The organism is Streptomyces sp. NPDC048462 (assembly GCF_043200175.1).
Taxonomy (GTDB): domain Bacteria; phylum Actinomycetota; class Actinomycetes; order Streptomycetales; family Streptomycetaceae; genus Streptomyces.
In genome coordinates this window covers 393,753-407,444 of the sequence record NZ_JBICXG010000004.1, presented here as the reverse complement: position 1 = coordinate 407,444, position 13,692 = coordinate 393,753, and the positions used below count along the sequence as shown (strand labels likewise).

The following is a 13,692-nucleotide window of genomic DNA, read 5'->3' as shown; positions in this document are numbered from 1 at the left end:
GGGGCGCCCCTGAGGGCATGCCCGCCGGTGCTACTTGATGCCGGCGGCGGCGCAGGCCGCCTTGTACTGGGCGGTGCAGATCTCGGAGGCCTTGTAGACCTTGTCCGCGACGATCGTGGAGCCGATGTTCTCCTTGGTCACGACCGTGGCGTCGTACAGCCGCGACGGGGTGCCCTTGAACTCGCCCGAGAGGCTGTCGACCTTGGTGTTGACCAGGTCGTCGAACTTCTCGCCCTTGAGGAGCTTCACCGCGATGCCCGCGGTGGTGTCCGCCTGCGGCTTGATCTGCTTGTAGATCGAGAAGGACTGCTCACCCGCGAGGATGCGCTGCAGACCGGCGAGCTCCGAGTCCTGGCCGCCGACCGGGACCTTCACGCCCTGCTTCTTGAGGGCGGTGATGATGCCACCGGCCATGCCGTCGTTCGCGGAGTAGACGCCCTGGAAGCCGTTCTTGCCCAGCGAGTCGATGGCGGCACCCATCTTCTTGTTCGCCTCGTCCGGCGACCAGTCCGGGATGTCCTGCTCGTAGACGACCTTCTTGACCTGGGTGTCCAGGACGCTGTGCGCGCCCTTCTTGAAGAAGGGGGCGTTCGGGTCGAGCGGCGAGCCGTTGATCATGACGACGTTGCTGCTCTTCGCCTTGGCGCCCAGCGCCTTGACGAGCGCCTCGCCCTGGAGGCGGCCGATCTTCTCGTTGTCGTAACTGATGTACGCGGAGATCGGGCCCTCGGCGAGACGGTCGTACGCGACGACCTTCACGCCCTTCTTGTCGGCCTGCTGGACCCAGGACTTCACGGCCTTGTAGTCGACCGTGTCCAGGATGATGACCTTGACGCCCTGGGTGACCAGCGAGTCGAACTGCTTCTTCTGGGTCTCCGCGTCGCCGCCGGCGTTGTTGTACTTGACGTCGCAGTCGGCGCAGAGCGCCTTGATCTTCGCCTCGATCATCGGGCGGTCGAAGGTCTCGTAGCGCGTGGTCTTGTTCTCCGGCAGCAGCAGGCCGATGGTCTTGCTGTCACCACCGCTGCCGCTGTCCTTGTCGTCGCCCGCCTTGCCGCAGGCTGCGAGGGAGACGGCCATGGAAACCGCGGCCGTGCCTATGACGATGCGTCGCGTCATTGCGTTCATTACGGGTGTGCCTCCCTGACGAGGCCGCAGCGTTGCGGCCGAGGTGGCTGGAAGTCAACTCGGCCGCAAGGCCAGCGTCAAGGAGTAAATCCTTAACGAGATGACAACGGTGCCATTCGTTATCTAAGTGAAGGCAGGGGTCGCTGCGGGGAGGGTGCTCTCCAAAAGGGTCGAATCCCCCATCTCGCTCAGGACGAGGGCGAGCGCGCCGAGCACTTCCGCCCGGCCGCCGAGGGCCCCCGGGAGCACCGAGAGCTGCCGGGCGGCGCTGGGGATGGAGTAGCGCGAGACCGAGTCGCGGATCGGCCCGAGGACCAGTTCGCCGGCCTCCGCGAGCGAGCCGCCGAGGACCACCCGGCTGGGGTTGAGCAGATTGCAGAGGTTCGCCACCCCGCTGCCGATGTGCCGCCCGACGTCACCGATCACCCGGCGGCATCCCGGATCGCCCTCACGGGCCAGCTGGACCACCCGCTCCATGGTGAGATCGGGGCCGTGGCTGGGCTGGAGCAGCGGCAGCACGTACCGCGCGGCCGTGAACGTCTCCAGGCACCCCCGGTTGCCGCAGCGGCAGACCGGGCCCGATTCGTCGAGGGTGATGTGGCCGATCTCGCCGGCCGTGCCGCCGGGGCCCCGGTAGATGTGCCCGTCGATCACCAGACCGGCGCCGACACCGCTCGCGACCTTGATGTACGCGAGGTCGGTGACCCCCCGGCCGCTCCCCCAGACCAGCTCCCCCAGGGCCCCGAGGTTGGCGTCGTTGTCCACGTAGACCGGCACTCCGAGGCGTCCGGCCAGCTCTTCCCTGGGGTTGATGCCCGTCCACCCCGGCAGGATCGACGTGGAGCCCAGCGTGCCGGACTCGACGTCGATCGGGCCGGGTACACCGAGGCCGACCCCGATCACCTTGCCGGGGCTGATCCCGGTCGTCTCGATCAGCCGGTTGACCAGCTGTTCCGCCCGTCCGAAGCCCTCGGCCGACGAGGCGTCCACGTCCAGCGGCTCGGACTCCTCGGCGAGCACCTGGTGGGCCAGGTTGCCGACCGCCACCCGAAGGTGCGTGTGCCCGAAATCGACGCCGATGACGATGCCCGCGTCACCACTGAGCGAGACGCTGCGCGCGCGGCGGCCGCCCGCCGAGGTGGGGGTCACCTCGACCGTGCCGCCCTCTTTCAGTTCGCGAACGATATTGGAGACGGTGGCCGCGGAGAGGCCCGTGCTCCTGGCGATCTCCGCCTGGGTGAGCGAACCCGCCATACGTACGGCGCGCACTACCCGCTCAAGGTTGGCGCGATGCAGAGATGTCTGCGACCCCGGAGTCTCCATCGACTCTCTCACTCCTGCCATATTCTCCAACATGTGAACCCTAAGCTGAGCGTTTTGGGGTACTCCCCGTCAAGACCTTGAGCAGTCGAAGCCTCGGATGAGCACCGGACCCTCGCACGACGACCCCCGCGAACTCCCCCGTAAACAGACGAACCGCCCCCCGGCGAGGATGCCGGAGGGCGGTTCGGTCGTTCGGTGCGAGCGTTCGAGGAGTTACTTCACCGCTCCCGCGGTGAGGCCCGCCACCACCTGGCGCTGGAAGATGATGTAGGCCGCGAGGACCGGCAGCATCGCCATCACCAGACCGGCGAACAGACCCGACCAGTCGCCCTTGTAGCCCTGGCCGTTGGCCAGTTCGACCAGGCCCTGGGAGAGCACCCGGTACTTCGGATCGGTGTTCAGGACCGTTGGCAGCAGGTACTGGTTCCACTGCCCGAGGAAGTTGAAGATACCGACGCTGATCAGGCCGGGCTTCGCCATCGGCAGCATGACCTGGAAGAACGTCCGGGTGTGCGAGGCCCCGTCGAGCATCGCCGCCTCGGCCACCGAGCTCGGCAACGAGCGGAAGAACGAGGTGAGGAAGAAGACGGTGAACGGCAGCGAGTACGCGATGTAGACCATGATCAGTCCGTGCCGCGTGTTCAGCAGGCCCATGTTGTTCATGACGAAGAACAGCGGGACCAGCGCCAGGATGATCGGGAAGCTCATCCCGCCGATGAACAGGTAGTAGATGAAGCGGTTGCCCGGGAAGTCGAACCGCGCCAGTACGTACGCCGCCATCGAACCGAGCAGCAGGGTACCGATGAGCGAACCGCCGACCACCAGAATGGTGTTCAGGAAGTAGTCGCTCATGTGCGCCTGACCCCAGGCACGCGACCAGTTCTCGAAGTGAAGCTTGTCCGGCAGCGCCCACGGCGTCGACAGGATCGAGTCGTCCGTCTTGAACGAGGCCATGATCGCCCAGAGCAGCGGCATGACCACCAGGATCGCCCAGATGACCAGCACGCCGTGCGAGAAGACGTTGAGGACCTTGCCCTCGCTGCTCTTCTCCTTGCCGCCCGGTGCGGGAGCCTTGGACACCGCGGGGGCCGGTTCCTTCACCGTATCCACGGGAGGGATGTCAGTGGCCTTCACGTGCGCTCACCTCGTACTACTGTCGAGCCGGCCGTCTCGGCCGGGCTGTCTTGCCTGCTGGGAGTCCGGGCACCGCGCCCCGGGGAGCGCGGCATCAGAACTCCAGCCGCTCGCGCCGGCCCAGTCGCATCACGATGGCGGCGAACGCCATGGTGATGATGAGCAGTCCGACACCGATCGTCGTCGCGTATCCGGCCTGGCCGTCACGGAACGCCGTCTGGTAGACGTACAGCGGCAGGACGGTGCTCGAGTAGTCGGGGCCGCCGGGGCCCACGGTCATGACCTGCACCGCTGTGAAGGCCTCGACCCCGAGCGCCAGGATGCCCATGTAGACCCAGCCCGACTGCACGGTGTCCCAGAGCAGCGGCAGGGTGATCCTGAAGAACGTCGTGATGCGGTTGGCCCCGTCCAGGAGCGCCGCCTCGTAGAAGTCCTTCGGAATGGACGCCATTCCGGCCGAGAAGAGGACGACGAAGAATCCGACCGTCGACCAGACCAGCACCGACATGACGCAGATGAGCGCGAGACTCGGATCGCCCAGCCAGTCAGGCTGAATGGACCCGAGACCGACTCCCTTGAGCGCCGAATTCAGCATTCCACTGCGCGGGTTGAACGCGAACTGGAACAGCAGGGCGACGATGACGATCGAGAGCACCTGCGGGAAGAAGTAGGCGATCTTGTAGAAACCCGAACCCCGCACGCCGGAGATCGTGGCGTTCTTGCGCCGCCGGCCCCCGACATTGAGCATGAAGGCGAAGAAGAGCGCCAGGCCCAGCGTCACCAGCGGTAGCACCAGCACCAGCACCAGGCTGTGCTGCAAGGACTTCCAGAAGATGTCGTCCTTGAGCATCCTGGTGTAGTTGTCGAAGCCGACCATCTTGAAGTCGGGACTCAGACCGGTCCAGTCCGTGAACGAATAGTAGATGGCCTGGATGAACGGCCAGATGACGAAGACCGCGTACAAAACCAGTGGGACTACCAAGAACCCCACAATGAAGCGGTACTTGCCGTGCTGCATCGTTTACCGACCCCGATCTTTCCGCGGGTGCCGCCGCTGGTGACGGTTACTCACTGGTGCTTGTAGTGCTTGATGGACTGGTCCTTGGCAGCGGCGTCCGCGTAGCCCTGGATCTTCTTGATGGCTTCGGCGGGCGTCAGACGCCCGGCCATCATCTCGCCGAGACCGGCGCCGATCTGCTCCTTCTGGAGCTTCACGTACCAGTCCTGCATACGCGGGTTCACCACGTTGTCGCCGGCCTTCTTCAGGGCGTCGACGCCGGACTGCATGGCGGTGGACAGGGTCAGGCCGTCGGTGCCGCCGTTGAAGGCGCTCAGCGACTTGACCTGCTTGGTGAAGTTCTTCGAGGACTCCTCGGAGAGCATGATGCGCAGCTGCTCCATGCCGCCCTCGGGGTTCCTCGCCTTGGCCGGGATGATGAAGGGCTCGCCGCCGGAGGCCCAGATGGTGCCGAAGGGCAGCTTGTCGGACGAGTCCAGGCCGGACGGCGCCGCGACCATCATCTTGAAGTCCTTGGGCGTGGTCGGCGCGGCCTCGTTCTCCACCCACGAACCGTTCGGGAGGAAGAGCGCCTTGCCCTTGGTCCACTCGGTCTGCGACTGGATGTGGGTCAGGCCCGTGGTGCCCTTGAGGATGTACCCCTTCTGCTGCAGCTCGTAGTACGCCTCGAACGCGGCCTTGACGGCCGGGTCCTTCCAGGCGTTCGGCTCCAGGTTGTCGATCTTGTCGAGAACCTCGCGGCCGCCGATCTTGGCGATGAACGGGTAGAGCGAGAACGGAAGGTAGTAGGGGTACTTACCGGCGTAGGTCCAGCCGGCGATGCCCTTCTTCTTCGCCTTCTCGCACAGGGCGAGCATGTCGTCCCAGTTCTCGGGGTACTGGGCATCCAGACCCTCCAGAGCGGTCTGCGAGTACCAGACGCCGTAGACGGTGTACGCGTAGTACATGATCCAGACCGGGTCACCGTCGAACTGACCCATCTCCAGGACACCCGGGCGCAGGGTGTCGCGGACCTTCTTGCCCGGGTCGTCGAAGGACGGGGCGTCCATCAGCGGCGTCAGGTCGAGCAGCTGCTTCTTGCCGACGAGGACACCCATGTCCATCTGCTCGGCGCCCGAGTTGTCGATCAGGTCCGGCGGGGTGCCACCGTTGAAGCGCGGCTGCAGCTGCGACTGGATCTTCTGCGTCGCGGTGTGCTTGACCTTGGCCTTCGGGAACGAGGCGGTGTACTTCTTCTCCGCGTCGATCGCGTACTGCTCACCGAAGCCACCGTTGAAGATGACCACGTCGAGGCCGGCCGTGTCGTTGACGCCCAGCGGGTTCTTCGCGCTGGTCTTGCCCTTCTTGACCGTGTCGTCGCTGCTGCTGTCGCTACTCGCACACGCCGACAGGAAGCTCATTGTCGGGACCGTGATCAGACCGAGTGCGGCAGACCGCTTGATCACGTCGCGACGGCCAAGGCCCTCATTCTTGCGGGCGGAGGTGGATGCCATGCTCAAGTCCTCGCCTTCTCCAGGACTCAGGCGGTGTTGTACCGGTCGCCCCATCGATATTCGCCTCAGGCGAAGGGCCCCGCCACCGCGGTCAGTTGCGCTTGGGTGGTGCAGATTTCAGGCTAGTCATTGCAGTGGGGGGTACGGGGGGAGGGGCCAGCCGACGCACCTGTGGCGCGTCGAGTTGCCCTGCCCCGGTTGTCCCCCTTGTCGCACAGATGAAAAAATGCTGTGCAGACGCCGACAGGTATAGTCCACTTGCGCCCAACTGAGCAAGATCGAATGCAGGTTTGAGCGGCAGTCTTTCCCGAGTTGAGACCTCGCTGATACCACGGCACCGCACGGCCTCCTCCGGATGTAACGATTTCCGCAATACGGTCGATTCGACTGCGGGCTCCCATCCAACACCCTTGACACCACCAGGCACTTCACTTCCTACTGGTTCTTGCGCACGCTTCTGACAACGTTGTCCAAGTGCACTTCCTCGGGAGGAATGGCTCGGCATGCAGCCCCGACACGGTTCTCGCAAGAGACAAAACGGTACGGCCGCGCTGATCGCGGCTTCACTGATCCTGGTCGTGACAGCCCCCACCGCGGCCGCCGCTCAGTCGGCCGGGTCAGCGGAAAAGGGCCATCGGCCCTCGGGCGACCGGACTTTCAGCTCATCCTTCGAAGAGGACGAGAAGCAGCCGGACTGGCGCAATACCGTCGAAGAAGGCCGCGACGGAAAGAAGCGGACATCGGGTATCGATGGCGGCTTCTCCGCCGGAATACCGGGCAATGTCACCGACAAGGTCACAGACGTCCGCGCCAGCGACGAGAACACCGGCGGCGGTGAGGTGAAGGAAAACCTCGTCGACGGTGAATCCGGTACGAAGTGGCTGTCGTTCAAGCCCACCGCCTGGGCCGAGTTCGATCTCTCCGAACCGGTCAAGGTCGTCACATATGCCCTGACTTCGGCCGACGACCACGACGAACGGGACCCGAAGGACTGGACGCTGCAGGGCTCCGAGGACGGCAAGACCTGGACGGACCTGGACTCCCGAACCGGCCAGACCTTCTCCGAGCGCTTCCAGACCAAGTCCTACGACTTCACGGCGGACAAGGCCTACCAGCACTTCCGCCTGGACATCACGAAGAACAACGGCGCCGACGACGCGACCCAGCTCGCCGACGTCCAGTTCTCCGACGGGGACACCTCCGCCCCGGCCCCCGACGACATGCGCAGCCAGATCGACCGGGGCCCCTCCGGCTCCCCCACCGCCAAGGCCGGCGCCGGCTTCACCGGGAAGAAGGCGCTGCGCTACGCCGGAACGCACAAGGCGGACGGGCGGGCCTACTCGTACAACAAGGTCTTCGACGTCAACACCGCCGTCACCCGGGACACCGAACTCTCCTACCTGGTCTACCCCCAGATGGGCGAGACGGACCTGTCCTACCCGGCCACCCACGTCGCCGTGGACCTGGCGTTCACCGACGGCACGTACCTGAGCCAGCTGCGCGCCACCGACTCCAACGGCGGCCTGCTGACCCCGCAGGGCCAGGCCGACGCCAAGCGGCTGTACGTCAACCAGTGGAACAAGGTCGACGCCCGCATCGGCACGGTCGCCGCGGGCAAGACGGTCGACCGGATCCTCGTCGCGTACGACTCCCCCAAGGGCCCGTCGAAGTTCCAGGGCTGGATCGACGACGTCAAGATCGCCCCGAAGGCCCCCGAGAAGCGCAAGGCGCACCTCTCGGACTACGCCTCGACCGTCCGGGGCACGAACTCCAGCGGCAGCTTCTCCCGGGGCAACAACTTCCCCGCGACGGCCGTCCCCAACGGTTTCAACTTCTGGACCCCGGTCACCAACGCCGGATCGACCAGCTGGCTGTACGACTACGCGAGCGGGAACAACGACGACAACCTGCCCACCATGCAGGCCTTCAGCGCGAGTCATGAGCCGAGCCCTTGGATGGGCGACCGGCAGACCTTCCAGCTGATGCCGTCGGTCGCGTCCGGCGCCCCGGACGCCGACCGCAAGGCACGCGCGCTGCCGTTCAAGCACGAGAACGAGACGGCGAGGCCCCACTACTACGGGGTCACGTTCGAGAACGGCCTCAAGGCCGAGATGACGCCGACCGACCACGCGGCACGGATGCGGTTCACGTATCCGGGCAAGGACGCGAGCATGGTCTTCGACAACGTCTCCAACGACGGCGGGCTCACCCTCGACCCGAAGACGAGCTCCTTCACCGGCTTCTCGGACGTGAAGAGCGGCGGCTCGACCGGTGCCACCCGGCTGTTCGTCTACGGCGTCTTCGACGCGCCCGTCACCGGCAGCGGCAAGCTCTCCGGCGGCGGCGGTGACGACGTGACCGGCTACCTCCGCTTCGACGCGGGCAAGGACCGTACCGTCAACCTGCGCCTGGCCACCTCGCTGATCAGCATCGACCAGGCGAAGCAGAACCTGGCCGCGGAGATCCCGGCCTCGCGCTCCTTCGACCGGGTCGAGAACAAGGCCCAGGACGCCTGGGACGACCTGCTGGGCAAGGTCGAGGTCGAGGGCGCGACCACCGACCAGCTGACCACGCTGTACTCCAGCATGTACCGGCTCTACCTCTACCCGAACTCGGGCTTCGAGAAGGTCGGCGGCAAGGACAAGTACGCCTCGCCGTTCTCCCCGCAGGTCGGCTCGGACACCCCGACCCACACCGGCGCGAAGATCGTCGACGGCAAGGTGTACGTCAACAACGGCTTCTGGGACACCTACCGGACGACGTGGCCGGCGTACTCCTTCCTCACCCCGAAGAAGGCCGGCGAGATGGTGGACGGCTTCGTCCAGCAGTACAAGGACGGCGGCTGGATCTCCCGCTGGTCCTCGCCCGGCTACTCGGACCTGATGACCGGCACCTCCTCGGACGTCGCGTTCGCCGACGCCTACGTCAAGGGCGTGAAGTTCGACGCGGAGGCGGCGTACGCCGCGGCCCTGAAGAACGCCACGGTCGTCCCGCCGTCCTCCGGCGTCGGCCGCAAGGGCATGGAGACGTCCCCGTTCGTCGGGTACGCCGACACCACGACCCACGAGGGCATGTCCTGGTCGATGGAGGGTTACGTCAACGACTACGGCATCGCGCAGATGGGCCAGGCCCTCTACAAGAAGACGCACAAGCAGCGCTACAAGGACGAGTCCGAGTACTTCATGAACCGGGCCCGGAACTACGTGGACCTGTTCGACGACAAGGCGGGCTTCTTCCAGGGCAAGGACGCCAAGGGCGACTGGCGGCTGCCGTCCGACCAGTACGACCCGCGCGTGTGGGGCTACGACTACACGGAGACCAACGGCTGGGGCTACGCGTTCACCGCCCCGCAGGACAGCAAGGGCCTGGCGAACCTGTACGGCGGCCGGGACGGTCTGGCCAAGAAGCTGGACACGTACTTCGCCACCCCCGAGACGGCCGGCCCGGAGTTCGTCGGCAGCTACGGCGGCGTCATCCACGAGATGACGGAGGCCCGTGACGTACGGATGGGCCAGTACGGGCACAGCAACCAGGTCGCCCACCACGTCACGTACATGTACGACGCGGCCTCGCAGCCGTACAAGACGCAGGAGAAGGTCCGCGAGGTCCTCGGCCGCCTGTACACGGGCAGCGAGATCGGCCAGGGCTACCACGGCGACGAGGACAACGGCGAGCAGTCGGCCTGGTTCCTCTTCTCCTCGCTCGGCTTCTACCCGCTGGTCATGGGCAGCGGCGAGTACGCGATCGGCTCCCCGCTGTTCACCAAGACCACCGTGCACCTGGAGAACGGCCACGACCTGGTCGTCAGGGCGCCGAAGAACAGCGCGAAGAACATCTACGTCCAGGGCCTGAAGGTCAACGGCAAGAAGTGGACCTCCACCTCGCTGCCGCACGACCTGCTGGCCAAGGGCGGCGTGCTCGACTTCGACATGGGTCCCAAGCCGTCGGCCTGGGGCACCGGCAAGGACGCCGCGCCGGTCTCCATCACCAAGGACGACAAGGTGCCCACGCCGAAGAAGGACGTCCTGAAGGGCGCGGGCGCCCTCTTCGACAACACCTCGGCCACCTCGGCCACCGCCACCACGGTGGAGCTGCCGGTCCCCTCGGCGACGAACGCGGTCCAGTACACGCTGACGTCGGGCGCGGCGGACAAGGCGCCGAGCGGCTGGGTGGTGCAGGGCTCCTCGGACGGCACGACCTGGAAGGACCTCGACAAGCAGTCCGGCCAGTCGTTCGCCTGGGACAAGCAGACGAGGGCCTTCACGGTGAAGTCCCCCGGCTCCTACGCGCACTACCGGCTGGTGCTCGACAGTGAGGCGACGCTCGCGGAGGTGGAGCTGATCTCCTGACCGTACGACAGCGCGACGGACGGCCGGTATCTCCCCACGAGATGCCGGCCGTCCGGCGTTCTCACCCCGCCATGCGGGCGAGTCCGGTGGCGGGACCGGGTTCACGCCGGTGGAAACGCGTCCGGGGACGGCGGACCAGCCAACGCTTGGGAGCGCTCCCACACGTGGGGGAGGCTAGCGCGGCCACGTGGGACTGTAAACATCCTGGGCCGCACCGGAGCCGGGGAACGGCGGAGCGGGAACTTCCCCGGCCCAAGCCGTGCGTCATGCGGACCGTGATGGACATCGACGACCTGATGCTCGACGGACTCAGCGAGGACTGGGAGGAGATGAGGCAGAACTACCAGGCGTTCCAAAACGGAGTCTACGACCGGTCGGTGCTCGACTGCGCCGCCGAACTGACCGCCGACCCGGGCGGCGAATACGCCTGCATCTGGACGATCGGGCCGACCCTCATGGCCCCCTACCTCACCTGGCTGCCCGGTGAGGGGGTCGCGCAGCAGGCCGTGACCGCTCTGGAGGTCGCCGGTGCTCCCCTGCCCGCCGGGTGCCCGCACGAGGACGAGCCGGCCGCCGCGGGCTGACGCCGCCGTGCCGGTCAGGGCTGGGAGGCGTCCGGAACGGCGGTGGGGAACAGGCTCTCGGGCAGGGACACGTTCCACGCGGTGATGACCGGCTGCCCGTGTTCCGTGCCCAGCCGGGACACGGCGCCGGTGGCGAGCTGGAAGAGCGTGCCCTCGGCGGGGGTCAGTCCGAGGTAGCGGGCGGTCAGGACGCGCAGGAAGTGCGAGTGGGCGACGAGCACGATGTCCTCGTCCCCGGCCCGCTCGGCGGCTTCCCGGACCTCGGCCAGGACCCGGTCCGCCCGCTCCCCGACCTCCTCCGGGGTCTCGCCGGGGTGCGCCTCGGGGCCGGCGGTGACACCGTCCGTCCAGAGGTTCCAGCCGGGGCGGGTCCGATGGATCTCGTGCGTGGTGATGCCCTCGTAGCCGCCGTAGTCCCACTCACGCAGTTCGGGGGTGATCCGGGGGGCGGCCAGCCCGGCGAGTTCGGCGGTGCGCCGGGCCCGTACCGAGGGGCTGACCAGAGTGAGGGCGATGTCACGGTCCGCGAGCAGTGGCGCGAGGGCGCGGGCCTGGCGCTCACCGAGGGGGGTCAGGGGCAGGTCGGTGTGGCTCGTGTGCTGCCCGTTGCGGGACCACTCGGTCTCGCCGTGCCGGATCAGGATCAACTCGCCCATGTGAAGGTCATCCGCTCTCTGTGCCGTTACCGCTCACGGAAGCCGCCCGGCCGGGCTGCGTCGCGTGCTGTCGATGGTGCGAACCCGCTGGTCCACGATCGCATTCCGGCTGTGACGAGGGCGACGGCGCGCGGAGCCGCCCGTCGATCCCGTTCCGAAACACCGGCGGGGGGCTGTCGCCGGAGGCCCGGAGAGTAGGCGGGGCCGGGGACGAGCCCGGCGCCTCGACAAGGGTGTAGAGGCGGGCCCGCCCGTCCGCGCCCTCGCCGGGGCCGCCGGTCCGAGGCAGCGACCGGTTCGGAGCGGAGAATGAGGGAAAGCGGACAGGACACGCTCTACGCAACGGAAGCAGGAAACGTCGTGACCACCTTCGTCATCACCGTTCCCGGAACGTTCGTCACCGAGCTCCCGGACGCCTCGCTTGCCACGCTGAAAGAGAAGCTGGCCAAGCGGCACACGGACGTGAGCAGAAGCGAGGGACTCGATCTGCTGACCCTCAACGACGACGGCACCTTCTCCATCCGTCTGGAGGTCGATGCCACGGACCGCTACGAGGCGGAGCTGGAGGCGGCGCGACTGGTCTCCACGGCGCTGCGGGACGCCGGGGTCGCGGCGCAGGACGCGCCGATCGGAACACCGGTCGTCACGGGAATCGACAGCGACCTCTGACGCGGCGAACGCGAGGGCCTGTCCGGTCCTGGTCACCGCTACGACCCCGAGTACGTGGCTGAAGGCGGAGGGTCATCCGTGACGCCTGCCGGTGGCGGTCGCCCCCTGCGGCGCTCGGCCGGTCGCCGCTGGGCGGCCTGCCCGTCACGTTCGATGCGAGATCGGCGGTGCCGTACGGGCCCTCGGCAGCCGGTCGCGGTCGATCCGGTCAACAGCGGGCAGAGGCGCTCGGTGACCGAGCCCGGGCCGTTCGCCGGCCGGGCTGTCGGTGATCCGTCGGCCGTGTGTCGGTGGCGGCTGACACCTTGATGCCGAGAGTGCCTCGCGGAACAGCCGCGGACGCCTCCCACGCAAGGGAGCCGCATCGCCATGTCGTCGTCCACGTTTCCCGCGCCGCCCTGGGACGTCCACCGGCCACCGCGCGCCGCCGGCAGCGTCTTCCTGGTGACCGGCGGCAATGCCGGTATCGGGTATTTCATCGCGGAGCAGCTGTCCGCGACGGGCGCCACCGTCGTGCTGGCCGGCCGGAGTCCCGCGAAGACGGAAGCCGCCTGCGCCTCGGTCCGCTCACGGGTGCCCGGCGCCCAGGTGCGGGCCGTCCGGCTGGATCTCGCCGACCTCGCGTCGCTCGGACCGGCGGTGGACTGCCTGGAGGTGGAGCGCCTCGACGCCGTGGTCCTCAACGCCGGCGTCGCCCTCGACGACCCGCCGCGCCAGGAGACCGGAGCCGGCCACGAGCTCATGTTCGGCACCAATCATCTGGGCCACTTCGCGCTGACCCGGTGGCTGATGCCGCTGCTGTCGGCCGCACCGGCGGCACGCGTCGTGACCATGGGCAGCTTCGCTGCGAAGTCCGAGCAGCTCTGCCTGGACGATCTGCAGTCCCTTCAGGACTACCGGCCCAAGCGCGTCTACGGCCGCTCCAAGCTGGCACAGATGCACTTCGCCCTCGAACTCGACCGCAGGCTGCGCGCCGCCCGGAGCACGGTGGCGAGCATGGTGGTCCATCCCGGCGGGGCACTCGACTCACTCACCCCGTCGCGGCCGCCCGTCCATGTGCGGACCGCGGGCACCCGGCTCGGTGGAGCGCCGGCCGGCCTCCTCCTGCAGGGCAAGCACGCCGGCGCGTGGCCCGCGGTCCGGGCCGTGCTCGACCCTGCCGTGCTCGGCGGGGAACTGTGGGGGCCGCGCGTCTTCGGGCTGCGCGGCAGGCCACGGCGCGAACCGGTGTGGGACCGCCTCACGGAAACCTGCGTCGCGGAGCGGTTGTGGGACGCGAGCAGTGAAACGGCCGGCATCGACTTCGCGCCCTTCGTCACGACGCCTCCCACGCCGTGA

General features: G+C 67.5%; 10 protein-coding genes. 4 read left to right on the top strand and 6 right to left on the bottom strand.

All coding sequences use genetic code 11. The annotated features are described in order from the left end of the window. Nucleotides 1-30: 30 nt before the first annotated feature. From ACGFU6_RS10315 to ngcE, 5 genes are all read right to left on the bottom strand, one after another. Nucleotides 31-1,128 (bottom strand): substrate-binding domain-containing protein, encoded by a 1,098-nt coding sequence (locus ACGFU6_RS10315; protein WP_393609565.1) that lies wholly within the window; start codon nt 1,126-1,128, stop codon nt 31-33. Nucleotides 1,129-1,251: 123 nt separating this feature from the next. Then, nucleotides 1,252-2,451, bottom strand: coding sequence for an ROK family protein (locus ACGFU6_RS10310; protein ID WP_393609563.1), 1,200 nt, complete (start codon nt 2,449-2,451; stop codon nt 1,252-1,254). Between the two features lie 213 nt (nt 2,452-2,664). Then, nucleotides 2,665-3,585, bottom strand: a complete 921-nt coding sequence (locus ACGFU6_RS10305) for a carbohydrate ABC transporter permease (RefSeq protein ID WP_393609561.1) — start codon at nt 3,583-3,585, stop codon at nt 2,665-2,667. A 94-nt stretch (nt 3,586-3,679) separates the two neighbouring features. Then, nucleotides 3,680-4,603, bottom strand: a complete 924-nt coding sequence (locus ACGFU6_RS10300) for a carbohydrate ABC transporter permease (RefSeq protein ID WP_393609559.1) — start codon at nt 4,601-4,603, stop codon at nt 3,680-3,682. A gap of 50 nt (nt 4,604-4,653) precedes the next feature. Then, complete coding sequence (ngcE, locus tag ACGFU6_RS10295) at nt 4,654-6,096, bottom strand: N-acetylglucosamine/diacetylchitobiose ABC transporter substrate-binding protein (protein ID WP_393609557.1); 1,443 nt, start codon at nt 6,094-6,096, stop codon at nt 4,654-4,656. Between the two features lie 503 nt (nt 6,097-6,599). Between ngcE and ACGFU6_RS10290 the strand changes: the two genes are divergently transcribed. Further along, nucleotides 6,600-10,445 carry a GH92 family glycosyl hydrolase gene (locus ACGFU6_RS10290; protein WP_393609555.1) on the top strand — a complete coding sequence of 1,282 codons (3,846 nt, stop codon included), beginning with the start codon at nt 6,600-6,602 and terminating at the stop codon, nt 10,443-10,445. Nucleotides 10,446-10,711: 266 nt separating this feature from the next. Further along, nucleotides 10,712-11,029 (top strand): hypothetical protein, encoded by a 318-nt coding sequence (locus ACGFU6_RS10285; RefSeq protein ID WP_393609554.1) that lies wholly within the window; start codon nt 10,712-10,714, stop codon nt 11,027-11,029. A 14-nt stretch (nt 11,030-11,043) separates the two neighbouring features. Here the strand turns inward: ACGFU6_RS10285 and ACGFU6_RS10280 are convergent, their stop codons facing one another. Then, nucleotides 11,044-11,685, bottom strand: a complete 642-nt coding sequence (locus tag ACGFU6_RS10280) for a histidine phosphatase family protein (RefSeq protein WP_393609553.1) — start codon at nt 11,683-11,685, stop codon at nt 11,044-11,046. 360 nt (nt 11,686-12,045) lie between these two features. On the opposite strand from ACGFU6_RS10280, the gene ACGFU6_RS10275 reads away from it, so the two are divergent. Continuing rightward, entirely contained in the window at nt 12,046-12,354 is a 309-nt protein-coding gene (locus tag ACGFU6_RS10275; protein WP_393609552.1) for a hypothetical protein, read from the top strand. Between the two features lie 369 nt (nt 12,355-12,723). Further along, the gene (locus ACGFU6_RS10270) at nt 12,724-13,692 is read left to right on the top strand and encodes an SDR family NAD(P)-dependent oxidoreductase (RefSeq protein ID WP_393609550.1); all 969 of its coding nucleotides are present in this window, start codon (nt 12,724-12,726) and stop codon (nt 13,690-13,692) included.